Annotated in this window: 24 protein-coding genes and 2 tRNA genes; 8 read left to right on the top strand and 18 right to left on the bottom strand. The window is 70.9% G+C overall.

Annotation, left to right across the window (positions count from 1 at the left end; all coding sequences use genetic code 11):
- Positions 1-44: 44 nt before the first annotated feature.
- The 8 genes from ABFY20_RS17965 to ABFY20_RS18000 all read right to left on the bottom strand — a co-directional run bounded on the left by ABFY20_RS17965 (position 45) and on the right by ABFY20_RS18000 (position 11,907).
- Positions 45-560 (bottom strand): nucleoside deaminase, encoded by a 516-nt coding sequence (locus ABFY20_RS17965; protein WP_368497566.1) that lies wholly within the window; start codon positions 558-560, stop codon positions 45-47.
- 99 nt (positions 561-659) lie between these two features.
- Positions 660-4,454: a BTAD domain-containing putative transcriptional regulator gene (locus ABFY20_RS17970; RefSeq protein WP_368497567.1), complete on the bottom strand. Its 3,795-nt coding sequence runs from the start codon at positions 4,452-4,454 to the stop codon at positions 660-662.
- A 72-nt stretch (positions 4,455-4,526) separates the two neighbouring features.
- Positions 4,527-6,143: a S1C family serine protease gene (locus ABFY20_RS17975; RefSeq protein ID WP_368497568.1), complete on the bottom strand. Its 1,617-nt coding sequence runs from the start codon at positions 6,141-6,143 to the stop codon at positions 4,527-4,529.
- Positions 6,144-6,328: 185 nt separating this feature from the next.
- Positions 6,329-7,552 (bottom strand): cation:proton antiporter, encoded by a 1,224-nt coding sequence (locus ABFY20_RS17980; protein ID WP_368497569.1) that lies wholly within the window; start codon positions 7,550-7,552, stop codon positions 6,329-6,331.
- Between the two features lie 65 nt (positions 7,553-7,617).
- Positions 7,618-8,751 (bottom strand): bifunctional 2-methylcitrate synthase/citrate synthase, encoded by a 1,134-nt coding sequence (locus tag ABFY20_RS17985; RefSeq protein ID WP_368497570.1) that lies wholly within the window; start codon positions 8,749-8,751, stop codon positions 7,618-7,620.
- A gap of 26 nt (positions 8,752-8,777) precedes the next feature.
- Positions 8,778-9,683, bottom strand: a complete 906-nt coding sequence (gene prpB / locus ABFY20_RS17990) for a methylisocitrate lyase (RefSeq protein WP_368497571.1) — start codon at positions 9,681-9,683, stop codon at positions 8,778-8,780.
- The gene (locus ABFY20_RS17995) at positions 9,683-11,191 is read right to left on the bottom strand and encodes an MmgE/PrpD family protein (protein WP_368497572.1); all 1,509 of its coding nucleotides are present in this window, start codon (positions 11,189-11,191) and stop codon (positions 9,683-9,685) included. The genes prpB and ABFY20_RS17995 overlap by 1 nt, the downstream gene beginning before the upstream one ends.
- The gene (locus ABFY20_RS18000; RefSeq protein ID WP_368497573.1) at positions 11,188-11,907 is read right to left on the bottom strand and encodes a GntR family transcriptional regulator; all 720 of its coding nucleotides are present in this window, start codon (positions 11,905-11,907) and stop codon (positions 11,188-11,190) included. The genes ABFY20_RS17995 and ABFY20_RS18000 overlap by 4 nt, the downstream gene beginning before the upstream one ends.
- A 131-nt stretch (positions 11,908-12,038) precedes the next feature.
- On the opposite strand from ABFY20_RS18000, the gene ABFY20_RS18005 reads away from it, so the two are divergent.
- The 3 genes from ABFY20_RS18005 (at position 12,039) to ABFY20_RS18015 (ending at position 13,712) form a co-directional block, all read left to right on the top strand.
- The gene (locus tag ABFY20_RS18005) at positions 12,039-12,926 is read left to right on the top strand and encodes a neutral zinc metallopeptidase (protein WP_368497574.1); all 888 of its coding nucleotides are present in this window, start codon (positions 12,039-12,041) and stop codon (positions 12,924-12,926) included.
- A 47-nt stretch (positions 12,927-12,973) separates the two neighbouring features.
- Positions 12,974-13,342, top strand: a complete 369-nt coding sequence (locus tag ABFY20_RS18010; RefSeq protein WP_368497575.1) for a tryptophan synthase subunit alpha — start codon at positions 12,974-12,976, stop codon at positions 13,340-13,342.
- Between the two features lie 70 nt (positions 13,343-13,412).
- Positions 13,413-13,712 (top strand): Fe-S cluster assembly protein HesB, encoded by a 300-nt coding sequence (locus ABFY20_RS18015; RefSeq protein WP_368497576.1) that lies wholly within the window; start codon positions 13,413-13,415, stop codon positions 13,710-13,712.
- A gap of 19 nt (positions 13,713-13,731) precedes the next feature.
- On the opposite strand, the gene ABFY20_RS18020 is transcribed toward ABFY20_RS18015, so the two are convergent.
- Positions 13,732-14,061, bottom strand: coding sequence for a hypothetical protein (locus ABFY20_RS18020; RefSeq protein ID WP_368497577.1), 330 nt, complete (start codon positions 14,059-14,061; stop codon positions 13,732-13,734).
- Positions 14,062-14,127: 66 nt separating this feature from the next.
- Positions 14,128-14,340, bottom strand: a complete 213-nt coding sequence (locus ABFY20_RS18025; protein ID WP_368497578.1) for a hypothetical protein — start codon at positions 14,338-14,340, stop codon at positions 14,128-14,130.
- A gap of 115 nt (positions 14,341-14,455) precedes the next feature.
- Between ABFY20_RS18025 and ABFY20_RS18030 the strand changes: the two genes are divergently transcribed.
- Complete coding sequence (locus ABFY20_RS18030) at positions 14,456-14,812, top strand: hypothetical protein (RefSeq protein ID WP_368497579.1); 357 nt, start codon at positions 14,456-14,458, stop codon at positions 14,810-14,812.
- A 21-nt stretch (positions 14,813-14,833) separates the two neighbouring features.
- Here ABFY20_RS18030 and ABFY20_RS18035 read toward each other — a convergent pair whose 3' ends face one another.
- Positions 14,834-15,202, bottom strand: a complete 369-nt coding sequence (locus ABFY20_RS18035; protein WP_368497580.1) for a hypothetical protein — start codon at positions 15,200-15,202, stop codon at positions 14,834-14,836.
- Between the two features lie 131 nt (positions 15,203-15,333).
- On the opposite strand from ABFY20_RS18035, the gene ABFY20_RS18040 reads away from it, so the two are divergent.
- Positions 15,334-15,768 carry a hypothetical protein gene (locus ABFY20_RS18040; protein WP_368497581.1) on the top strand — a complete coding sequence of 145 codons (435 nt, stop codon included), beginning with the start codon at positions 15,334-15,336 and terminating at the stop codon, positions 15,766-15,768.
- Between the two features lie 23 nt (positions 15,769-15,791).
- On the opposite strand, the gene ABFY20_RS18045 is transcribed toward ABFY20_RS18040, so the two are convergent.
- The 4 genes from ABFY20_RS18045 to ABFY20_RS18060 form a co-directional block, all read right to left on the bottom strand.
- A tRNA-Ser gene (locus tag ABFY20_RS18045) sits at positions 15,792-15,882 on the bottom strand.
- Between the two features lie 32 nt (positions 15,883-15,914).
- Positions 15,915-16,577 carry an alpha/beta family hydrolase gene (locus tag ABFY20_RS18050; protein WP_368497582.1) on the bottom strand — a complete coding sequence of 221 codons (663 nt, stop codon included), beginning with the start codon at positions 16,575-16,577 and terminating at the stop codon, positions 15,915-15,917.
- Positions 16,462-17,601: an acyltransferase family protein gene (locus ABFY20_RS18055; protein ID WP_368497583.1), complete on the bottom strand. Its 1,140-nt coding sequence runs from the start codon at positions 17,599-17,601 to the stop codon at positions 16,462-16,464. The genes ABFY20_RS18050 and ABFY20_RS18055 overlap by 116 nt, the downstream gene beginning before the upstream one ends.
- Positions 17,602-17,657: 56 nt before the next feature.
- Positions 17,658-19,046, bottom strand: a complete 1,389-nt coding sequence (locus tag ABFY20_RS18060) for an LCP family protein (protein ID WP_368497584.1) — start codon at positions 19,044-19,046, stop codon at positions 17,658-17,660.
- A gap of 83 nt (positions 19,047-19,129) precedes the next feature.
- On the opposite strand from ABFY20_RS18060, the gene ABFY20_RS18065 reads away from it, so the two are divergent.
- On the top strand, positions 19,130-19,465 hold the full coding sequence (locus tag ABFY20_RS18065; RefSeq protein ID WP_368497585.1) for an ArsR/SmtB family transcription factor: 336 nt from the start codon (positions 19,130-19,132) through the stop codon (positions 19,463-19,465).
- Complete coding sequence (locus ABFY20_RS18070) at positions 19,462-19,935, top strand: SRPBCC family protein (protein ID WP_368497586.1); 474 nt, start codon at positions 19,462-19,464, stop codon at positions 19,933-19,935. The genes ABFY20_RS18065 and ABFY20_RS18070 overlap by 4 nt, the downstream gene beginning before the upstream one ends.
- Positions 19,936-20,079: 144 nt before the next feature.
- Here ABFY20_RS18070 and ABFY20_RS18075 read toward each other — a convergent pair.
- The 3 genes from ABFY20_RS18075 to serS form a co-directional block, all read right to left on the bottom strand.
- Positions 20,080-20,166: transfer RNA gene (locus ABFY20_RS18075), tRNA-Ser, on the bottom strand.
- Between the two features lie 90 nt (positions 20,167-20,256).
- The gene (locus ABFY20_RS18080; RefSeq protein WP_368497587.1) at positions 20,257-21,123 is read right to left on the bottom strand and encodes an HAD family hydrolase; all 867 of its coding nucleotides are present in this window, start codon (positions 21,121-21,123) and stop codon (positions 20,257-20,259) included.
- On the bottom strand, positions 21,120-22,382 hold the full coding sequence (serS, locus tag ABFY20_RS18085) for a serine--tRNA ligase (protein ID WP_368497588.1): 1,263 nt from the start codon (positions 22,380-22,382) through the stop codon (positions 21,120-21,122). The genes ABFY20_RS18080 and serS overlap by 4 nt, the downstream gene beginning before the upstream one ends.
- Before the next feature lie 53 nt (positions 22,383-22,435).
- Here serS and ABFY20_RS18090 point away from each other — a divergent pair, with 53 nt between their 5' ends.
- Complete coding sequence (locus ABFY20_RS18090) at positions 22,436-23,464, top strand: diacylglycerol kinase family protein (RefSeq protein WP_368497589.1); 1,029 nt, start codon at positions 22,436-22,438, stop codon at positions 23,462-23,464.
- The last annotated feature ends 97 nt before the right edge of the window (positions 23,465-23,561 follow it).

The following is a 23,561-nucleotide window of genomic DNA, read 5'->3' on the forward strand; positions in this document are numbered from 1 at the left end:
CTTATATCCCTGTTCACGGTCAAAGCTTCTGCAAGGGCGCGAAGCTACTCCCAGAAACCCTCGTGCACGGCGGTGGCGGCGGGGAGGGCGACGGGGCCGGTGAGGTTGACCGTGCGTCCGCCGCGGGCGAAGACCTCGCGGCTCGGGAGGGAGAGGGTGGGAACGCCCTCCTGCTCGTCGACGAGCTCGCGCAGCGCCGCCTCGGAGAGGGCGAACACCACCTCGGGGATGCCGGCCCAGTAGATCGCGCCCGAGCACATGGCGCAGGGCTCGGTGCTCGTGTAGAGAGTGCTGCCCGCGAGCTCGCTCATCTCGAGCCGCTGGCCGGCGTCGCGCACCAGGTTGGTCTCGGCGTGACCGATCGGGTCGTGACCCGTGATCACCGTGTTCTCGGCCTCGATGACGCGCCCGTCAGCGGTGACGAGCAGCGCGCCGAAGGGGTGGTTGCCGTGCTCGCGGGCGCTGCGGGCAAGCTCCACCGCACGCCGCAGGTGCGCGAGCGCCACCGGGTCGAGGTCGTCGGGGTCGAGCGGGGCGTCGAAGGCATCGGATGCGCGCATCCCGTCAGCATCGCACACGCCCGCCGCGCGTGTTGGTCGCCCGAATCGCTCTCATATCGCTGAATGGGAGCAGTTCGAGCGACCAAGACCGCCGCGCCCTCAGGAGGCGAGGCCGTCGAGCAGCTTGATGGCGTCGCCGATGCCGAGGCGGGTTCCGCGGGCGTACTCGCGTCGCCAGACCGCGGCCGGCAGGCCCTGCCGCACCCGCTCACGGTAGCTGCTCCAGTAGGGCGGCTCGACCGAGCGCGGCGCGTAGCCGAACCGCACCGCGACGGTGTCGACCACGCCGAGCAGCGCGGCACCGTCGCCGTGCCGCTCGAGCAGCGCGCAGGCGGCGGCACCGGTGTGCAGCGTCGTCACGACGGCGTGCATGTCGCCGTCGCACACCGCCCCGCGCACCGCCGATCGCACCTGCGACACCGCGTCCTTCCCGCGCCGCAGCTTGATGTAGAGATGCGCGAGCCGCGCGGCCGCGGCATCGGCGGCCCAGCGGTGCCCGCATCGGCGTGCCGCACCGTGGGCCTCGCCGAAGGCCTCGAGCGCTTGGGCGGGCTTGTCGAGGTACCCCTTCGCGATGCCACGGAACAGGTGCACCTCGCTCTCGGCCCAGGCCGCGCATCCGGGTTCTGCGAGATGGGCGAGGGCCCGCCGCATCCGCTCGTCGTGCCCCGCGACGTCGCCCGCGACGGCCCGCCACATGCCTGTGCAGGCGGCGAACAGGGCGCGCAGGGTGGGGTCGCCCGAGGCCTCCGCGGCCACGGCACCCTCGACGGCGTAGCGCTCGCCGCCGAACTCGTCGCCGGAGCGATGGATGTTCATGACCGCCCCGAAGTACGCCTTCGCCACGGTCGACGGATGCGCGGTGCCGGGCAGGGCGAGGGCCTGGTCGATCCAGAGGCGGGCGCGCTCGAACAACCCGCGGCGGAACCAGTGCCATGCCTGCCCGCCGACGAGCTTCAGCGCGTTCTCGCGATCGCCCCGGGCGAGCGCTGCCTCGAAGGCGAGGTGCAGGTCGGGGCGGGCGGCGTCGAGGGCGGCGTGCGCCTCGCGGGCCGCCGCACCGCGCAACTCGCCGTCGACCCGCAGCGCCCAGGAGGCGAACCACGCGAGGTGCCGCTCAGCCCAGGCTTCGCGCTCCGACGGGCAGTCAGGCTCCGCGTCGTCCTGCTGCACGAACAGTTTCACCGACTCGAGCAAGCGGTAGTGGCGGCGCCCCGCGGCCGTGTCGACGGCGACGAGCGACTTGCGGGCGAGCCCGAGGAGGAGCTCGCGGGCGGGCGGGGTGGCGGCGCCGGCGCCGGCGGTGGATGCGGGCGCGGCACCATGTGCAGGTGGGAGCGCGGTCGCAGCATCGGGCGCGGGCACGGGTGCGGCACCATGTGCAGGTGGGAGCGCGGTCGCAGCATCGGGCGCGGGCGCGGGCGCGGCACCATGTGCAGGTGGGAGCGCGGTCGCAGCATCGGGCGCGGGCGCGGGCGCGGTTGCGCAGATGGCGTCGACGGCGTCGCGGGTGAACGGCCCGACGAACCGGGCGAGTTGACGCAGCAGCATCCGCTCGGGCGGGGTGAGCAGCTCGACGCTCCAGGCGATGGTGTTGTGGAGGCTCGCCTGGCGGGCGGTCGAGGGGGAGTGCCTGTCGAGCAGTCCCTCCGCGTCGATCGCGTCGCAGAGTTCGTCGAGGTCGAGCACGTCGAGCCGCGCCGCCGCGAGCTCGAGGGCGAGCGGCAGTCCGTCGAGCCGGGCGCAGACGGCACGGATGCTCCGCTGATCGCCCGAGGGCTCGAACCCCGGCGATGAATCCGCCGCCCTGGCGGCGAACAGCGCCACCGCGTCGCCGCTGTCGTCGACCGACATGGGTGCGACGGGAACCAGCCGCTCGCCCGGAACGCGGAGAGCCTCCCGCGAGGTGACGAGCACCGTGAGTCCCTGGCAGTGCGCCAGGAGGGCCACCGCGAGCTGGGCGACCTCCTCACGCACGTGCTCGGCGTTGTCGAGGACGAGCAGCACGCGGCGACCGCCCAGCCGCTCGGCGATCGCCTCGACGGCGGTGAGGCCCGACGGGCGCGGCCCCGCGGCACCGAGGCGATCGGCGAGCAGCTCGGCGACCTGCCCCGAGCCGTCGCCGGTGACGGCCGGCCGCAGGGGTGCGAGTTCGAGCATCCACTGCTCGTCGTCGTCGGGATGCTCGACCCGGCGCGCACTCTCGATGGCGAGCCGCGTCTTGCCGACGCCGCCGGGCCCCACGAGGGTGACGAGCCGCGAGCTGCGACGTGCGGCGGCGATCGCCGCCATCTCCGCGGCGCGCCCGACGAACGAGCTCACCGGAAGCGGGATGCCCCGCCGCGCGACCACCCCGCCATCCCTCCGCGGCGACACGGCCGGATCGAACCGCACGATCGCCTCCCGCAACGTCTCCGCGTCGAACACCGCGGAGATCCCGCGCCCACCCGACTCGATCGACGTGAGGTCAGCGTCTCCGTCCACCGCAGCGGCACCAGGCTCCCCACCCATCGCCGCGACCACACGCTCCCCACCCACCGCAGCAACACCACGCTCCCCACCCACCGCAGCAACACCACGCTCCCCACCTACCGCAGCAACACCACGCTCCCCACCCACCGCAGCAACACCACGCTCCCCACCCACCGCAGCAACACCACGCTCCCCACCCACCGCAGCAACACCACGCTCCCCACCCACCGCAGCAACACCACGCTCCCCACCCACCGCAGCAACACCACGCTCCCCACCCACCGCAGCAACACCACGCTCCCCACCGACTGCAGCTGCACCACGCGCCTCATCCACCGCAGCGGTACCAGGCTCCCCACCCATTGCCGCGACACCACGCGGAGCGCCGTCCCGCACTTCACCCGAGAGGCGTCTCCGCCGGCTCGCCGCCGGGCTCGGCGCCCTCCCCTCGACCAGCACCCTCGCCTCAGCGGCACCCCGGTGGCCCGCCCGCACCACCTCGCCGACACCGACCGCGTGCCCTGCGCCTTCCCTCTCGGCACCCCCACGGCCCTCACTGTCGCGATCGTCCGACGCCGAGCCGTGAGCCACCGCACCCGCACCACGTGCGCCACCGACACCCGCCGCAGCAGTGAGCACAGCCGCCCCCTCGCCCCCGAGCCGCTCCGCATTGACGCGACCCCCTGCATCCGCACCCTCAGCCACCGCATCCCCACCGTCACCCGCAGGCGCCGACGCGCGCGCGAGCCCGGCCCCGGACCCGGGCGCCAGCGCCTCCACCCCTGCGTCGAGCAGGCGCAGCGCCTCGGCGGGCCGGCCGAGGCGCGCCGTCGCCTCGGCCGCGAGCAGGATCGTCGACTCCCGCACCTCGGCCCCGCCGGCCGACAGCGCCGTCAGCGCCTCGAGGGCCTCCCGCGCGGCCCCCGCGGCGAGCCGACGCTCCGCGTAGCGCTCGATCGACACCTCCCGAAGACGCTGCAGCCGCGCCCGCGCGGGCCCCACGAACGGAAATCCGTCGAGATCGGCGAGCGGAACCCCCGCCCAGAACCCCGCACCCCACGCCGGAGAGCCAAGCACCCCCGACTCCCCATGCCGAGACAGCGACTCCCCGAGCCGCGAAAGCCGCTCCGCGTCGATCTCCACCCCGGCCGGATCGAGGAGGTACCCACCGCGCCCGCCCACGATGTGGCCGCCGAGCCCACCCTGCCGCAGCCGCGACACCTGCGCGCGCAGCGAGCTGACGGCGGCACTCGGCGGCTCGCCCCACAGCGCGTCGACGAGCTCTGCGGTGGTGACGGGCTCGCCCGGTGTGAGCGCGAGCCGGGCGACGATCGCCCGCCGGAACACCCCGCCGAGCAGCAGGTGCTCCCGCCCCCAGCGCACGCGCACCGGCCCGAACAGCTGAATGCGGATATCGATCACCCGAGCAGTATTCACCACCCTGTCACGTTAGTCAATAGCCCGAGAGGCAAGCGTCATCCTCTGAACGCCCCTTCAGAACTGCGCGATGAAACTGCCCAGGATGCGGTCGACCGCCGCCAGGTCATCATCACTGTTCGCCTGCACATTGACGGTGATGACGTAGCTCCCGTCGTCACTCGTCGCCGCGAGCGTCACGTACTGCGCACCGACCCCGCCACACGAGTCGAACACCTCGAACTGCCCCGTGTGATACCCGTCGGCGAACGGCTGCCGCCCGAGCGAGACGCATCCCTCGCCGAGCAGGAAGTCGGCGCTCCCCTGCAGCAGCGCCTGCGGGTCGATCACTCCGACGGCCTCGGCCGAGGCCGCGATCGCCACCCCCGGCGTGTTCCACGAGTCGTTGAACCCGGCGAGCGAGGGGGCCGCGACGATGCTGGCCCAGCTCCCCGCATCCGTCTGCAGCGGAGCGCCGTCGATCTCGCTCCACGCCGCGGGCACCTCCACCAGGATGGCGCCGCTGTCGTCGGAGACGGTCTCGAACGCGCCGGTGGTCGAGCCGCCGTCGGCCCCCGAGACCCCCGACCCGGCGATCACCTCCACCGGCTCGAACTCGTCTCCGCTGAACTGACCGCGGTAGTACAGCCCCTCCGAGGGGCGGTAGAGCTCCCCGTCGATCACCCCGCTCTGCCCGTGGGTGCGCAGCACGTCGCAGTAGTCGGCGAGCGTGCCGTCCTGGGCCAGCGTGACCCCCTGCATCCGGGTCAGCACGTCGCCCGGCTCGACGCCGGCCGCATCGGCGGTCGACCCCGCCGCCACCGAGCTCACCCAGACGCCGAGCCCGTTCCCCTCGTCGTCGGTGAGGGCATGGGCGTTGATGCCGAGGCTCAGCACATCCGTTCCCACCTCGAGCTCGTCGAGCACGGCCTGCACCTCGTCGCGGTGGATGGCGAGGTTGGTGTCGTAGAGGTCGCTGCCGGCGTAGTTGACCCCCATGAGCCGCCCCTCGGCGTCGACGAGCGGGCCGCCGGAGTTGCCGGGGCGGATGCGCGCATCGTGCTCGATCACCGAGTCGAGCGACGCCCACGGCGTCTCGCCCGGGGTCGACGCCTTCGACACGATGCCGCGCGTCATGGTGAAGGTGGGGTCGCCGAGCGGGAAGCCCGCCGCATACACGTCGGTCGCTGTGGTGATCTCGCCCTCGTGCCAGGCGAAGTACGGGTAGTCGCCCTTCTGCAACTGGATGAGGGCGAGATCGAGACACTCGCTCGACGCCACCACCTGCGCGTTGAGGGTCTTCGCGGTGTCGCCGCCGCGCCACACGTCGAGCGTGCCTGCGCCCACCACGACGTGGTTGTTGGTGAGGGCGAGCCCGTCGGGCGAGATGAGGAACCCGGTGCCGCGGCCGGCCCCTTCGTAGTCGCCGTAGGAGGGGTCGGCGAAGGTGCCGACGGCCTCGATCTGAAGTACCGCCGACTGCACGTCGTCGAAGGCCACGGCGCCGGTGGTGTCGGCCCCTGGTTCGGCGGCTCCGGATGCTCCACCCCGGTCGGCGGGGCCACTCCCGAACCCGAAGGAGCAGGCGGTGAGGGCGAGGACGGTGAGGGTGCCGACAGCGGTGGCAGCGGTGCCGCGCCGCAGCGCGCGGGTGCCGTGCGAACGGGCGTGAGGTGTAGGGAGTGCTCGAATCATGCGGGCCAGCGTAGGCAGCGCCTCGCGCCTTCGGGCGGCGGGTTCCCGCCCCGCAAGCTTGCGGCAACCCCGCACCCCGCGAGCTTGCCCAGCACCCACCTCTTGCTCGCGTTGGTCGCGCAAACTGCTCGCCTTCCGCGACTTGAGAGCACTTCGCGCGACCAACGCGCGGGGAGAAGAGTCCCTCAGCCCTCGACGGGCACGTGCACCTCGGTGTCGGGCGGGAGGGTGCGCCCGCCGAGGGCGCGCTTGCGCTGCCCGAGCGCGAGCAGCGGGAACAGCAGCACCGAGAGCATCCCGGCCCCGACGAGGGCTGCGGCAGTGGAGGCCTGGAGCACGCCCTCGGCGACGCCGATGCCGGTCACCGCGACGATGATGGGGAGCCCGGTGGCGCTGAACAGCCCGATCGCCACCCGGTCGCGGCGCCCCGATCCAGGCGGTGCCGCGAGCGCCCCGGGGAGTCCGCGCACGAGGAGGAGCAGCACCACCGAGGCGACCATGAGCACGAGCGACGACGGGCTCGACAGGAGCGAGGTGAGGTCGAAGGTGACCCCGGTGTAGATGAAGAAGATCGGCACCAGGAACCCGAACGCCACCCCCTCGAGCTTGCTCTCGACGAGCTTCAGGTCGGCGCGGTCGCCGCCCTTCAGCAGCACGCGGTAGAGCACCCCGGCGGCGAAGGCCCCGAGCAGCATGTCGAGCCCGAGCACCATGCTGAGCACCACGAGCGCGGCGACGACGAACAGCACGAGCCGCACCGCGAACTGCCCACTGGTGTGCAGGGTCGCCGCGACGAGGGCGTGAAGGCGCGGGTACGGCCCGCGCGAGGCGAGGAAGATGGCGAGCCCCGCCACGAGCACGAACCCGATGAGCACGACGGCAGCTGTGAGCGGCGCGCGCCCACTGAGGAACACCGAGATCGCCACGAGCGGCCCGAACTCCCCCACCGCTCCGACCGCCGTCACCGCTCTGCCGAACGGCGTCGACAGCTCGCCGGCGTCGCGGAGCACGGGCATGATGGTGCCGAGCGCGGTCGAGGTGAGTGCGATGCCGACGACGATCCCGGCCTCGATCGACGGGCTCACCAGCAGCCCCGCGGCCACCCCGGCGGCGAGCGAGATAAGCCAGCCCAGGCTCGCGCGGCGCAGCGGGCGCCCGCTGATGGCCTTGAAGTCGATCTCGTTGCCCGCCATGAAGAACAGCATCGCGAGCCCGAACTCCGACAGTCCGTCGATGAAGCCGCTCTCGTTCACCCACCCCAGGAGGCTCGGGCCCACCACGATGCCGAGCACGATCTCGAACACCACGAGCGGCACCTTCGCCACGCGCCCGATGAGCGAGGCGACGAGCGGCGCGAGCACGGCGAGACCCGCCACCACACCGATCGAGATCGGATCGAGACCGTCCACGCCCACCCCCCTTTCAGCGAGAGTAGCGGGTGGGCGCGGCGGCCGCGCGGTCGCCCACGCAGGCGTCAGCTGCCGAGGTGTCGCTCCTCGGGCCCGTTGTACGCCGAGAGCGGGCGGATGAGGGCGTTCGAGGCGAGCTGCTCCATGATGTGAGCCGTCCACCCCGTGATGCGCGAGGCGACGAACAGCGGGGTGAAGATCTCGGTGTCGAAGCCCATCAGGTGGTACGCGGGCCCCGACGGGTAGTCGAGGTTCGGCTGGATCGCCTTGCGCGCCTGCATGGCATCGTTCAGCGCGTCGTAGAGCGCGAGCAGCTCGGGCCGGTCGTACTCCACCACGAGGGTGTCGAGCGAGGCCTTCATGGTGGGCACGCGCGAGTCGCCGTTCTTGTAGACGCGGTGGCCGAAGCCCATGATCTTCTTCTTGTTCGCCAGCGCATCCTCGAGCCACCCTTCGGCGGCCTCGGCCGAGCCGATCTCGTCGAAGATGTGCATCACGGCCTCGTTGGCCCCGCCGTGCAGCGGACCCTTCAGCGCGCCGATGCCCGCCACGACCGCCGAGTACAGGTCGGAGAGCGTCGAGGTCACCACGCGTGCGGTGAAGGTGGAGGCGTTGAAGGAGTGCTCGGCGTAGAGGATCATCGACACGTCGAACGCCTTCACCACCACGTCGGAGGGCACGTCGCCGAAGGTCATCTTCAAGAAGTTCGCCGAGTAGCCGAGCGACTCGTCGGGCTCGACGAGCTCCTGGCCGCGCCGCCGGCGCTGATCGTACGAGACGATCGCGGGCAGCTTCGCGAGGAGCGCCACCGACTTCGCGAGGTTGCCCTCGGGCGAGGCGTCGGCCCAGGCCGGGTCGAGCGCGCCGATCACCGAGACGGCGGTGCGCACGACGTCCATCGGATGCGCGGTGAGCGGCAGCTCGTCGATCACCCGCTTCACGGCGGGGTCGAGCGCGCGCTGCGACCGCTCCTCCTTCTCGAAGACGGTGAGCTCCTCGGCGGTGGGCAGCTCACCGTGCCAGAGCAGGTAGGCCACCTGCTCGAAGCTGCACGAGGCGGCGAGCTCCTGCACGGGATAGCCGCGGTAGAGCAGCGAGTTGGTCTCGGGGTTCACCTTCGAGACGGCGGTGTAGTCCACCACCACCCCGGCGAGGCCCTTCTTGATGTCGGGCCCCTGGGCGGTCTCCTGGTCGGTCATGTCACTCCCTCGTGATGATGCGCTGGTCAGCGCCCGGTCGGTACGTCGAAGTTGAACACCGAGGTGTCGAAGGCGTTGTAGGCCTCGTAGTCGAGCAGCTCGTACAGCCTCGCACGGGTCTGCATGCCCGCGACCTGCGAGTTCAGCGACCCTTCCGCGGCGAGCGCGTCGAGCCCGCGCTCGGCGGCGCCCATCGCGATGCGCAGGAGCGACACCGGGTAGATGACGAGGTTCATGCCCACGTCGGCGAGCTGCTGCGTGCTGAACAGCTCGCTCTTGCCGAACTCGGTCATGTTCGCCAGGAGGGGCACGTCGGTGGCGGCGCGGATGGTCTCGAACTCCGACAGGTCGGCCATGGCCTCGGGGAAGATCGCGTCGGCCCCCGCGTCGACCAGCTGCTTCACGCGATCGACGGCGGCACCGAGCCCCTCCGCCCCGCGGATGTCGGTGCGCGCCATGATGAGCAGGTTCGGGTCGCGGCGGGCGTCGACGGCGGCACGGATGCGCTTCACGGCCGTGTCGGCGTCGACCACGGCCTTGCCGTCGAGGTGGCCGCAGCGCTTGGGGTTGACCTGGTCTTCGATGTGCAGCCCCGACACACCGGCGTCTTCGAGCGTCTGCACGGTGCGGGCGACGTTCATCGGCTCGCCGAAGCCGGTGTCGGCATCGATGAGGGTGGGCAGGTTCGTCATGCGCGAGATCTGCCCGCCGCGGGTCGCCACCTCGGTGAGGGTGGTGAGACCGATGTCGGGGAAGCCGAGGTCGGCGGCGATGACGGCGCCCGAGATGTAGACGCCCTCGAAGCCCTTCTCCTCGATGAGCCGGGCGCTCAGCGGGTTGAAGGCGCCGGGCATCCGCTGAAGTTCGCCGGAGTTCAGCGCTTCGCGGAACCGCGCGCGCTTCTCGGCGGCGGGAACGGTGGAGTACAGCATCAGAAGAGTCCCTTCGGCAGTTCGATGGCCTCGAGGAGACCCGGACGGGCGACGATGTTGAGCTGCCGCACCTCGTCGGCGGTGAGCTCGGGCAGCCGCTCGACGAGACCCAGGAAGCGCTCGATCTCGGCGTCGTCGACGACACCCTCGGCGAGGATGCGGAGCTTCCGCACATAGTCGGCGCGCGCGAACGGGCGGGCGCCGAGCGGATGCGCATCCGCCACGGCGATCTCGTCGGTGATCGTCGAGCCGTCGTGCAGGATGATCTCCACCCGGCCGCCGAAGGCCTTCTCGGCCGGGTCGTTCGAGTGGTAGCGGCGGGTCCACTCCGGGTCTTCGAGGGTGCGCACCTTGTTCCACAGCTCGACGGTGTCGGCGCGGCCGGCGCGCTCGGGGACGTACGAGTCGACGTGGTGCCAGCTGCCGTCCTGCAGGGCGACGGTGAAGATGTAGGGGATGGAGTGGTCGAGCGTCTCGCGGCTCGCGGTGGGGTCGTACTTCTGCGGGTCGTTCGCCCCCGAGCCGATCACGTAGTGCGTGTGGTGGCTGGTGTGGATGGTGATGCTGCCCACGTACGCCGGGTCGGCGAGCTCGGGATGCTCGTTGTGGAGCTTGCGGGCGAGGTCGATCCAGGCCTGCGCCTGGTACTCGGCCGAGTGCTCCTTCGTGTAGGTGTCGAGGATGGCGCGCTTGGCCTCCCCTGCCGCCGGCAGCGGAACGCTGTAGCGCGCATCCGGGCCGTCGAGGAGCCATGCGATGACGCCGTCTTCACCCTCGTAGATGGGCGTGGGCGAGGTCTGGCCGCGCATCGCCCGGTCGACGGCCTCGACCGCCATCTTGCCGGCGAAGGCGGGGGCGTGAGCCTTCCAGGTGGAGATCTCGCCCTTGCGCGACTGGCGGGTGGCGGTGGTGGTGTGCAGGGCCTGGCCGATGGCCTGGAAGATGGTCGGCACGTCGAGGCCGAGCAGGGTGCCGATGCCGGCGGCGGCGCTCGGGCCGAGGTGGGCGACGTGGTCGATCTTGTGCTTGTGCAGGCTGATCGCCTTCACCAGGTCGACCTGGATCTCGTACCCGGTGGCGATGCCGCGAAGGAGCGCCTCTCCGGTGGCGCCGGTGTGCTGGGCCACGGCGAGGATGGGCGGGATGTTGTCGCCCGGGTGCGAGTACTCCGCCGCGAGGAAGGTGTCGTGGTAGTCGAGCTCGCGCACGGCGACGCCGTTCGCCCAGGCGGCCCACTCGGGGCTGTACCCGCCGGTCACGCCGAAGACCGCGGCTCCGGGACCGTAGGGGTGGTCGAGCGCCTGGGCACGGGCGGCGACGCCCGGCCCGCGGGTGATGCTCGCCACCGCGACGGAGGCGTTGTCGATGATGCGGTTGATCACCATCTCGGTGACCTCGGCGTCGACCGCCACCGGGTCGGCGGCGACCTCGGCGATCTTCCAGGCCAGCTGGCCCTCGCGGGGCAGATTCTCGTCGCTCTTGTGGACGCGTACCTCGTGCTGCTTCATCGGGCGGTTCTCCTCACGGGGATGGATCGGCTGTCGGGGTTGTGTCGGGGGGCGTTCAGCGGATGGGCCTCGTCGAGCGCGGCCAAGGACGCGAGCGTCGAACGCAGGCTGCGGTGCAGGTGCACCCGGGTGGCGTCTTGGGCGAGCTGCGCGTCGCCGTCGGCGATGGCCTCCACGATGAGGAGGTGCTCGCGGGCGGCCTCGAGCAGTCGCTCGGGGTTGTCGTGCGAGAGACGACGGATGCGCACCAGATGCGTGCGCACGCCGTCGAGGGCCGAGACCAGGAACGGATTGCCGACCGCCCGGTCGACGGCGTCGTCGAAGCGGGCGACCAGATCGTAGTAGGCGCGGCGGGCCGGATCGGGGTCGTCGAGCAGGGGCGCAGCGTCGCGGAGCTCGTCGCGGAGCGCTCGGAAGGGCTCCGGGTCGCGGCGGCGGGCGGCGAGGCCGGCGGCCTCCGCTTCGAGCAGGCGTCGCAGCTCGAACAGTTCGACGACGTTCTCGGCCGACACGGGGGCGACGATGAGGCCGCGGCCACCGGGGGGCTCGGCGAGTCCGTCGGCGACCAGGCGGGCGAGGGCCTCGCGCACCGGCGTGCGCGAGATGCCGAGCCGCGCCGAGAGCTCGAGCTCGGCGAGCACCGTTCCGGGCGCGAGACTCCAGTCGAGGATCTCGGAGCGCAGCAGCGCGTACGCCGTCTCACCGGCGCGCGCCACGAGCACGTCCTTTTGTATACATTGCGCCCATCCTACTCGCGCTTATGTGGCATTTCTAGCGCCGCCGCCGCTCTGTGTATACATAGCATCACGAGCATCCGCTCGTCGGCGCTCGGGGGTAGCTTGAGCGCATGACGTTCAGGCCCGACGCGAAACTCGACTCCGGCAAGGTCTCCCGACGCGGGCGCACCGCGGCCATCGGGGGCGGTGGAGCCGTGGTCGTGATCGGCCTCGTGCTGCTCTCCCAGCTCGTGGGCGTCGACCTCACCGGGTTCGCGGGGCTGCTCGGCGGCGACCAGGGCAGCAGTCAGAGCCAGAACGAGCAGGCGCTCGACTGCGACACCGGTGCCGACGCCAACTCCAACACCGACTGCCTCGTGGTGGGCGCGGCGAACTCCCTCGATGCCTACTGGCCAGGCGCGGCGTCGGCACTCGGGGTGTCGTACACCTCCCCGCGCGACGTGGTGCTGTTCGAGCAGCAGACCTCGACGGGGTGCGGGCAGGCATCGAGCGCCGTCGGCCCGTTCTACTGCCCGCCCGACCAGACGATCTACCTCGACACCTCCTTCTTCGGCGAGTTGCGCGACCGGTTCGGCGCGAGCGGCGGCAGCCTGTCGCAGATGTACGTCATCGCGCACGAGTGGGGCCACCACATCCAGCAGCTCTCGGGCACGCTCGACCGCATCGACCACTCCGCCACCGGGCCGGGCTCCGACGCCGTGCGCTCGGAGCTGCAGGCCGACTGCTACGCGGGCACGTGGGTGAAGTCGGCGTCGACGACGCCAGATGCGAACGGCACGCCGTTTCTCGAGCCGGTGACCGACGAGCAGATCGCCGATGCCCTGAACGCAGCCTCCGTGATCGGGGACGACAGGATCCAGCAGGGGTCGACCGGGCAGGTGAATCCCGAATCATGGACGCACGGATCGAGCGAGTCGCGGCAGAAGTGGTTCGGGGTGGGGCTCGCGAGCGGGCCGGCGGCCTGCGACACCTTCTCCATCGACGCCTCGCAGCTCTGAGCCGTTCTCGACTCGATTCACGGGCATCCGGTGCATAGGCTCGAACGGTGACTCCTGACGACGCTCTGCGGCTGCACTTCCCCCGGGGGCAGGCGAGTCTCGAGGTGCTGCGCGCAGAGGCCGCAGACGAGCTCGACACGATCGTGCACGAGCGGCTGCTCGCCGGAGAAGACCCCTGGGAGTTCATGGAAGAGCTGCCGAGCGTCGATGAGCTCGTGGTCTACCTGTTGCGGGCCGACACCATCACCGAGGACGGCGGGCGGGCGCCCACGCCGGCGCGCGACTATCGGGTGCTGCGGCAGATCGCCTTGGATCACCCGGCGCTCACGCGGACGGTGTGGCGCATCATCGGGAGCACCGGGGCGCAGGGCGGGCCGGGTCTGGGATCAGGTGGGAGTCACCGCAAAGCTCCCTGAGACGGGGTTCCGTCGGAGCGCCGAGGCGAGAAAGGTGGGGGACTCCTGATCGCAACCGGAAGGAAGAACCATGCTCACCCTGACCGAGAACGCAGGCACCGTCGTGAAGACCCTCGCCGACCGCACCGTCGTGAGCGTCGGCGAGAACCCGGAAGCCTCGGAGGCCGGACTCCGCATCTCGTCGGCCGCGACGAGCGACAGCTTCGACGTGGCGGTCGCCCCGCGGCCCGAACCCACCGACCAGATCGTGGAGAGCGCGGGAGCGCGCGTCTACCTCGAAGAGCGTGTCGCACCCGTGCTCGAGGACACGGTGCTGGATGCGCAGGTCGACGATGCGGGGTCGGTGCACTTCTCGCTGGCGCGCGTCTGAGGCGTCGCGCGGACGCTTCTCAGCTTCCGAGGGTGTGGCGGCGGAACCTGTCGGTGAGCCGCTGCCACACCGACTCCCTCGGGACGAGGGACTCCGTTCGGGCCGTCGGTGGTTGGCCTGCGGCGCCGCTGTTCGTCAGCTCTTGAACCTGCACATGCTCGGAGAGCAGCACGGTTCCCTCTTCGGGCCGTGCGGCGGCGAGAGCCGTGACGCCGCCGATGGTCGTGGTGCCGCCGAGTGCGGGCCGACCCTCCGCCACCCAGCTCAGGTAGGCGGTGTACGGGTCGGACGAATCGGGCGCGGTGCCGACGCTCGAGGGAGCGCTGGATCGGCGATATCTGGAGCCCATGGTCCCCCTCCTCCCGAGCATCGCAGGCAGGCCGACCCCACGCCGGGTGGCGGCCTCACGAACAGCCTACGCGGAGAGTTTCAGTTCGTCGTGTGCGCGTGAGCCGAAAGTGCGACCGTCGATCACCACGACGATCCCGTCGCCGCGGCATTCCAGGCACAGCGTGACCTCGTCGTGGGCGTCGCGATCGGTGTCGAACCAGCCCTCACCGTCGAACCAGCCCTGGACCGGGTCGGCACCCGACCCCTCGCACCTCGTGCAGAGTTCTGTCTCGTTCATGCCGCAATTGTGCGCCCGACCACCGACATCGGCGGAACCCACGCCGGTCGGGCCCGCGATTCACGGGGAGTTCTCCCCATCGCGCCTCGGCAACCCAGCTGCCTAGGCTCGGCTCATGACTCACGCGATGACCCCCGCGCCCCGAGGAGCCGCGACGACCCCCCACTCCGACGCTTCAGCAGACGAGGCCTTCGATGACCTCCTCTGGGAACTCGACACCACCACCGTACGGCCGCGCGCGGTCGCGCAACTCGCGCACACCATTCCCCCGGCGCCGTCCGATGCGAGGCCGGCCGCCGCATCCGCTCGCGGCCCGAATCCTCGCCACCCGCATCCGCGCGGACAATTCCATCGCCCGGAGCTGCAGACGCCGTGGGAGCGGTTCTCGCGCAACCGCATCGTGCAGGTCGCCGCGGGCACGCTGCTGGTGGGCGGCACGGCAACCCTCGTCGCGCTCGCGCTCACCCAATAGCGCCTCCCGGCCGCCTCGGCGCTACGAGGCCGGACTGAGCATGACAGCCAGCATCGCCGCCGCCCCACCGATGATGAAAAGCATCGTGCCGAGCTGCATGGTGCGCGACTTGTTGCGGTCGGCGGTGGGCACGTCGACCTCGAGGATGGGGCAGCCCGACCAGCCGATGAGCCCGATGCTGAGCACCACGACGGTGGAGGCGATCCACCAGAGGGTCTCGAGCCCGCCGGGCAGCTCGGCGGGCCGCCAGCCCGAGGAGAGCAGGAGTCCGAGGGTGACGGCGGTCGACCCGACCGCCACGCCGAACCACACGGTGCCCGTATGCATGATCCGCTTCACGTTCGTCTCGGGCGTCATGAGCTCGTGAAGCTGCTGGATGTTCTGTGTCACCCTCTCATTGTTACCCCAGATCAACTACACCGCTCTCCTTTCACCCCGAGTCGTCACATTGGTGGGATCCGCCACACACTCGTACTCAGTACGAGGACAGTGGGCGACACCCACGAACTACCGTCGTCGTCATGGGAAGCATCAGCCGCAGAGACCTCATCCGCGTCGGCGCGTGGTCGGTGCCCGCCGTCGCGGTAGCCGTCGCCGTGCCGGCCGCCGCCGCATCGACGCTCCCCGCCGGCACCGTGAACCAGGTGTTCGTCTACCAGCAGTTCGCGAATTCCGTGAACTGGACCTGGAACGCTACCAACACCTCCGGAGAGACCGCGCAGCTGACGGTGACGCTCGACCTCGGTTCGTTCGCGCACGCGGGATGGCTGGGGTCGGCCTGGTCGCGGTCGGGAAACACCTACGTGTCGAAGGCCCAGGTCGCGTCGGGCAGCCAAGTCGGAAACTGCACCGTCGTGCTCGCCGCTCCGTCAGGCACCACCGGCATCGTTGTGGCCACCATCAGCGCCCCCGGCGCACGCTCCGAGAGCTACCCCTTCACCATCACGATCCCGTGATCCGGTGCGGAGCTGATCCTCTGCGGAGACGGTGGGATTTGAACCCACGGTACCCAATAAAGGGTACTCCACCTTAGCAGGGTGGTGCACTAGGCCGAACTATGCGACGTCTCCTCGGCGCCGCCGGTGAGCGAGCGCCTTGGCCATCATAGCCGATGTGCGCGAACGAATTCGGCAGTCTCGGTGGCGGCCGTGGCGAGGTGTTCGGCGTGGGTGTGGCCCGAGATCTTCACGCGCGGCTTGAACTCGTGCTCGCCGTCGTCGAGCCAGGAGACCCGGATGCGGGGCGCCAGCGCGTAGCCCGGCACCTGCTCGATCGTGCCGAACGGGTCGCGGGTGCCCTGGAGGATGAGGGTGGGGGCGCGAAGGTCGGCGAGGTGCGCGGTGCGCAGCTTCTCGGGGGCACCGGGCGGGTGGAAGGGGTAGCCGAGGCAGACCAGCGCGGTGACGGACCCGGATCCGTCGGCGTACAGCTCGTCGGCGACGAGGCTCGCGACCCGGCCGCCCATCGACTTGCCGCCGATCGCGACCCGCGCGGCGCCGCCGGCGCCACCACCGAGCGACTCCACCACCGCGGCCACCGCATCCCGGTACTCCCCCACCAGGGTCTCCGCCCGCGGCGGAGGCTTACGGGTGCCGCCGCGCCTGGCCGCCATGTACCCGAACTCGAAGCGCGCCGTGCGCACCCCGCACTCAGCGAGCGAGTCGCAGAAGCGGGTCATCCACTCCGAGTCCATCGCCGCGCCCGCCCCGTGGGCGAGCACCAGGACGGGGGCGCCCGGCGGTCCGGTCCACAGCAGTTCGGGCATGCCCCGAGCGTAGCCGCCGCCCGCCCGAGCCGCCCCGGCCGCCGCCCGAGCGGCCCGAGCCACCCCCACCCGCGCGCAGCCACGCCCGCGGCACCGGCGCCTCGAACAGCCAGCGGAACGGGATGAGCTGCCGACCGTGCGCGAGCAGCGTGCATCCGGCCAGCGCAGCCAGCAGCATCCACACCGCCACGCTGGTGGGGTCGGGCGAGGCGTCGTCGGGGATGATCTTCAGCACGATCACCATGAGCGGGAAGTGCGCCACGTAGTACACGATCGAGTTGCGCCCCGCGAAGCGCAGCGGGTCGAGCAGGGCCACCCCGTCGACCTTGCGCAGCCAGGCGACGGCGGCGACGATGCCGGCGAGACTGAACGGCACGAACCACACCACGGCGTTCGAGGGCGCGAACACGATGTACACCCCGAACGCCACGGCGACGGCCGAGAGCGGGATGACGACGGCCCGTCGCTCCACGAGCGCGTCGAGCAGGCGCGGGCGCAGCGCCACCAGGTTGCCGAGGAAGAAGAAGCCCGCGTAGAACAGCAGGTTGTGCACCAGCCCGGGTTCGACGATGGCTGCGACCACCCACAGCACGACCGGCGGCAGCCACGGGGGCAGCACCGCGAAGAGCGGGGCCACCGCGTAGTAGACGATGAGGAAGAACAGGAACCAGAGGTAGCCGGTCGAGACCCAGGCCCTGATGTCGTCGATGGGGTACGCCGCCCCGAACTGCACGATATGGAGGGCGGCCCACACCAGGTAGGGCCACACCACGAACACGAGCTTGCCGAGATAGTAGCGCCCGAGGCCCTTCGCGAGCGAGCGCGGCAGCAGCAGGCCGGCCAGGAGCATGAGCGCGGGCATGCGGAACGGCAGGAAGAAGTCGTTCACGTTCACCAGGAACGGCGGGATGTCCCACCCGAGCAGCTCGAGCAGCCCGGGCGCGTGGTACACGATCACGAGCAGAACGGCGGTTCCGCGGAGGGTGTCCATCCACTGCACGCGCGGGGCGGGGGTGGAGTCCATCGTCCCAGCCAACCCCATCCCGCCCCGGTCATCAAATCATCGGGGCGACGGATGCCTCACGGGTTGCCGACGGAGCAGGTGTAGTCGGCTGCGGTCTGGCCCTTCACGCTGTCGGGCAGCACGGTGACTCCGGATGCGGTGGTGCCGTCGGCGGGAGCGCCCGGGTCGACGGGGGCGGTTGGGTCGCCGCCGTCGACCGGTGCCGCGGGGTCGGCAGCAGCATCCGTCGGCGCCGCCGGCTCGGCGGTCACGGGCGCGTTCGGGTCGATGACCGACGCGAGGCCCCCGGGAGCTGCGACCGCCACGGGCTGATCGGCCTGGATCGCCGCGAACAGGATGCCGGCGGCCTCGGTGTCGGGCGCGACCTTGCCCTCCGGCACCCAGTCGGCGTAGTAGTTCGGGTAGGCCACGAAGGTGACCTTCGACAGGTCCATGTCTTTCAGCGAGAGCGCGATCGACACCATCGTGTCGGGCGACGCCAGCCGCTGCGAGAGGATCATGTTGCTCGCCGCCGCCTTCGCCAGCCCGTACAGCTTGCCGAAGTCGGTGAGCGTCGAGTCGCTCTTCACGGTGCGCACGAGTGACGACAGGAAGACCTGCTGCGAGGAGATGCGCCCGATGTCGCTGCCGTCGCCGACGCCGTGGCGGGTGCGCAGGAAGCCCAGCGCATCCGCACCCATCAGCGGATGCGTGCCGGGCTCGAGGTAGACGCCGGTGAAGGGGTCGTCGATGACCTCGGAGACGCACACCGGCACTCCCCCGAGCGCGTTCGACATCTCGATCACCCCATTGAACTGGATCTCGGCCGCGAACGGGATGCTGAGCCCCGACAGCGCCTCGACGGTGAGCACGGTGCAGGCGAGGCCGCCCTGCGAGAGCGACTCGTTGATCGGGGCCGTGTAGCCGCCGCCCTCGGGGCACTCGGGGATGTCGACGATGAGGTCGCGCGGAAAGCTCACGACCGTGGCGTTCGAATGGTCTTCGGAGATGTGCAGCAGCATCGTGACGTCGTTGAGCTCGCCGCCCTCGTCTTCACCGTAGGCGTCGCCCTGGTTGGTGCGGCTGTCGCTGCCCACCAGCAGGAGATTGACACCGCCGTCGATCGCCGAGATCTCGGGCGGGGCCTCGCCCCCCGCGGCGACGACCGCGGCGGCCTCGTCGTCGGAGGCGAGCGTGACCGTGGTGATCGACGCGGCGACGTCCCACGCGGCGTACGCGCCGAGCGACACCCCGCTCACCGCGACCACGGCGAGCGACACGGCGACGACACCCGCGACGGCGCGGAACGGATGCGGCGACGTCAGGCGCCCGTGCCGGGCCAGTGGCGTCGGTCTCGTCGTCCGGCTGATCGTCGTTCCCCCTTCGAGAGGGTACGGATGCTGCGCTCCGCCCCGCCTTCGATTGTCGCAGGGTCGCGTCGTCGAGTGGGGGTGGGGGGCGCGCATCCGTCACCCCAGAAGGGGGCACGTGACATGTCGTCGGCATGCCGCTACTATTCAACGATACGGTTGATCAAAGGATGTGTTGAATGCATGACGAGACCGAGCTCGACCGGGCGTTCGCGGCGCTCGCCGACCCGGTGCGACGCGCCGTCGTCGCTCGCTTGAGCCGTGGGCCGGCCACCGTCAACGAGCTCGCCGAACCGTTCACCATCTCGGTGCAAGCGGTGTCGAAGCACATCCATGTGCTCGAGGCGGCCGGGTTGGTCACGCGCACCCGCGAGGCGCAGCGGCGGCCGGTGCACCTCGATCCGGAAGCCCTCGAGCGGCTCACGAGCTGGATCGACGGGTACCGCCTCGCCCACGAGCAGCGTTTCCGCCGACTGGATGCGGTGCTTCACAACACGAAGGAGAAGGAATCATGAGCAACCCCGTCACCATCGACGCCCCGGAGGGTCTCCCTTTCATCGAGATCGTGCGCGAGTTCGATGCTCCGGTCGAGGCGGTGTTCGCCGCCTACGCCGACCCCGAGCTGGTGCGGCAGTGGGTAGGCCCGAACGGGTACGAGACCACGATCGACGTGTACTCCCTCGAGACCGGTGGGCGCTGGCGCTACGTGCAGCGGAACCCCGCGGGCGACGAGTTCGCGTTCAACGGAGTGTTCCACCGGGTCGTGCCGGGCGATGAGATCGTGCAGACCTTCGAGTGGGAGGGGCTTCCCGAGTACGTGTCGATCGAGCGGCTGCTGTTCGCGGCGCTGGAGGGCGGGCGCACGCGCGTCACCGGGTGGAGCGTGTTCCCGAGCGTGGAGTCGCGCGACGGCATGGTGCAGAACGGCATGGAGCACGGCGTCGTCGAGGGCTACGAGCGCCTCGACGCCCTCCTGGCAGCCTGAGCTCCCGCGCTTGTGCCCGCGTGGTGGCGAGTGCAGGCCATCCCGCGCTCGCTTGGTCGCACAAACTGCTCCCTCAGCGCGATGTGGCAGCACTTTCTGCGACCAACACATGCTGCGTATGCGCGACGCCCCGCGCGCTCACGGCGGAGGGCTAGGGATTCGAACCCTAGAAGGCTTTAACACCTCACCAGTTTTCAAGACTGGCTCCATCGGCCGCTCGGACAGCCCTCCTGACCGGCCGCCCGGCGGGGCGACGATCACGGTCGAGTGTACAGGGCGTGCCCCGTCGCAGTGTGTGCCGCCCTTCTCGCGAGGAGGCGACTAGAGGGTGGAGAGGGCGGCGGCGACGCCGTCGGCGTCGAGGGTGGAGGTGGTCTCGGTGGAGGCGGCGATGACGTCGGCGGGGGCCTGGCCCATGGCGACGGCGCGGCCCTCGGCGCCGGCCCAGCGGAACATGTCGACGTCGTTGCGGCCGTCGCCGATGGCCATGACGTGGGTGCGCGGGATGCCGAGGTGCTCGCGCACCCGCTCGAGACCGGTGGCCTTGTTCACGCCGTCGGGGGCGATGTCGAGCCAGGCCGTCCAGCCGATGGAGTAGCTCACCCGGTGCAGGCCCATGCGGTCGACGACGGCGAGGAAGTCTTCCATGTCGTGGTCGGGCGAGATGACGACGACACGGGTCGCCTCGATGCCGAGCAGCTCCTCGAACGCCACCTGGCGGTTGCCGGAGCCCAGTACCGAGTCGGGGAACGACTCCGTGTAGAGGAAATGCCCGTGCGCGTCTTCGACGGCGAACAGTGCATCGGCCAGGTGCGCCTTGATGGTGGTGAGCACGGGGCCGGGATCGAAGATCTCGACGTGCTCCTGCCGGTAGCCGAGCGGCGCCTCGGGGTCGCGCTTCATGGTGATGGCACCGTTCGCACACACCACGTACTCAGGGGCGATGTCGAGCAGCTGAAGCACCGGCAGGGTCGACGACACCGAACGCCCGGTGGCGAGCATGACCTCGTTGCCCTCCGCGACCACGCGCCGCACCTCGGCACCGACGATGTCGCTCAGCGACCCGTCTTCGTGCAGCACGGTGCCGTCGATGTCGAGCGCGACGAGCCAGCGCTGTGCCGGGGCGGCCGAGTCCGGGTCGACGGATGCGCGACCTGCGGCCCCCGCATCCGTCACGTCGCCGCTCACGGCGCCTCGATGATCTCGGCACCGCCGAGGTAGGGCCGCAGCACCTCGGGGATGACCACCGACCCGTCGGCCTGCTGGTGCGTCTCGAGCAGCGCGACGATCCACCGCGTGGTGGCGAGCGTGCCGTTGAGGGTGGCGACCGGGGCGGTCTTGCCCGACTCGGTGCGGTAGCGGGTGTCGAGTCGGCGCGCCTGGTAGGTGGTGCAGTTCGAGGTGGAGGTGAGCTCGCGGTAGGTCTCCTGCGACGGCACCCACGCCTCGGTGTCGAATTTGCGCGCGGCGCTCGACCCCAGATCGCCGGCGGCGACGTCGATGACCCGGTAGCTGAGCCCCAGGTCGGTGAGCATGCCCTCCTGATAGGCCAGCAGCGCCTCGTGCTCGGCCTCGGCGTTCTCGGGCAGCACGTAGCTGAACATCTCCAGCTTGTTGAACTGGTGCACGCGCAGGATGCCGCGGGTGTCTTTGCCGTGCGACCCCGCCTCGCGCCGGTAGCAGGTCGACCAGCCGGCGTAGCGCTTCGACCCCTTCGACAGGTCGAGGATCTCCCCCATGTGGAACCCCGCCAGAGCCACCTCGCTGGTGCCGGTGAGGAAGAGCTCGTCGGCCTCGAGGTAGTAGACCTCGTCGGCGTGCTCGCCGAGGAAGCCCGTGCCGTCCATCGTCTCGGGGCGCACCAGGGTGGGGGTGATGAGGGGCGTGAAGCCCGCGGCGAGCGCCCGGTCGAGCGCGAGGTTCATGAGCGCGAGCTCGAGGCGCGCCCCCATGCCGGTGAGGAAGTAGAACCGCGCCCCCGACACCTTCGCGCCGCGCGCAAGGTCGAACAGCTGCAGCGACTCGCCGAGCTCGACGTGGTCGCGCGGGGTGAAGTCGAACTCGGGGCGGGTGCCGACCTCGCGCAGGGTGACGAAGTTCTCCTCCCCGCCCTCGGGCACACCGTCGATGACGATGTTCTGAATCTGGCGGGCCGTCTCGGTGAAGGCGTTCTCCGCATCCGTCGCCCGCTGGTTGGCGGCCTTCACGCGTGCGGCGAGCTCTTGGGCCTGGGCGACGAGGGCCTTCTTCTCCTCCTTGGGCGCGGCGGCGACCTGCTTGCTGAACGCGTTCTGCTCGGCCCGCAGCGATTCGAACTCGCCGATGGCGCTGCGGCGCTCGGTGTCGGCCTCGAGGGCGGCGTCGACGAGGGCGAGCGAGGAGCCCCTGGCGCGCTGCGAATTCCTGACGACATCGGGCTGTTCACGCAAGAGGACGGGATCGATCACGCCGTCCATCTTAGTTGGCGCCCCCTGAGGGCCGGAGCGGGTACGGTGACTCTGTGGATGAGCATTCGCACGCGGGGGCTGGGGAGAAGTCATCCCGTGACGGGGGCGTCGAGAGCGGCCTGAGGCACGCCGCCATCGTCGTGAACCCCGTGAAGGTCGACGCTTCGAAGCTCCGGATGCTCGTCAAGGCCGCCGAAGAGCACGCCGGCTGGGGAGAGACCCGCTGGTACGAGACGACGGTCGACGACGCCGGGGCCGAGGTGACCCGCCGTGCGGTGGCGGCAGGAGCATCCGTCGTCATGGCTGCGGGCGGCGACGGAACCGTGCGCGCCGTCGCCGAAGGGCTCCGCGGGTCGACCACGGCCCTCGGCCTCCTGCCCGTCGGCACCGGCAACCTGCTCGCCCGCAACCTCGGGCTCAACCTCACGAACGTCGAGCAGGCGATCGGCACCGTGTTCGACGGCGTCGACCGAGCGATCGACGTGGGCGTCTCGGTGTTCACGCGGGAGAACGGCGAGGTCGACGAGAACGTGTTCATCGTGATGGCGGGGCTCGGCCTCGACGCGAAGATGATCGCGAAGACCAACACGCGGCTGAAGAAGAGGGTGGGGTGGCTCGCCTACGTCGACGGCATCGGGCGCGCGCTGCCCGAGCTCAAGCCGGTGAAGCTGCGGTTCAGGGTGGACGGCGGGCCGTGGAAGTCGACGAGCGCGCACACCGTCATCGTGGGCAACTGCGGGGTGCTACCCGGGGGCTTCCTGCTCATCCCCGATGCGAAGCCCGACGACGGGCTGCTCGACATCGTGGCGTTACGGCCCGAGGGGCCGTTCGGGTGGCTGAAGGTGTGGAACAAGATCGCGTTCGAGAACGGGGTGCTGCGGCGTTCGGCGGCGGGCCGGCGCATCATCGACCTCAACAACGACGTGCGATCGGTGCGCTACAGCACCGCGCGCGAGTTCGAGCTGACGCTCGACGGACACGAGGAGATCCAGCTCGACGGCGACGCCTGGGGCCGCGCCAGCGCCGTGCACACCTGGGTGGAGCCCGCGGCGCTCCTCGTGCGCGTGCCGCGCGGGGGTTGAGGCGTCTTCTCGACGTTTCTTGCGGACAAAGTCCGTGAAGAAGTCGGTTATCACGGACTTTGTCCGTGAGAAAGTAGTCGGCGTCGTGTCGGCAGGG

The sequence above is a fragment of the Herbiconiux sp. A18JL235 genome, from assembly GCF_040939305.1.
Classification (GTDB): domain Bacteria; phylum Actinomycetota; class Actinomycetes; order Actinomycetales; family Microbacteriaceae; genus Herbiconiux.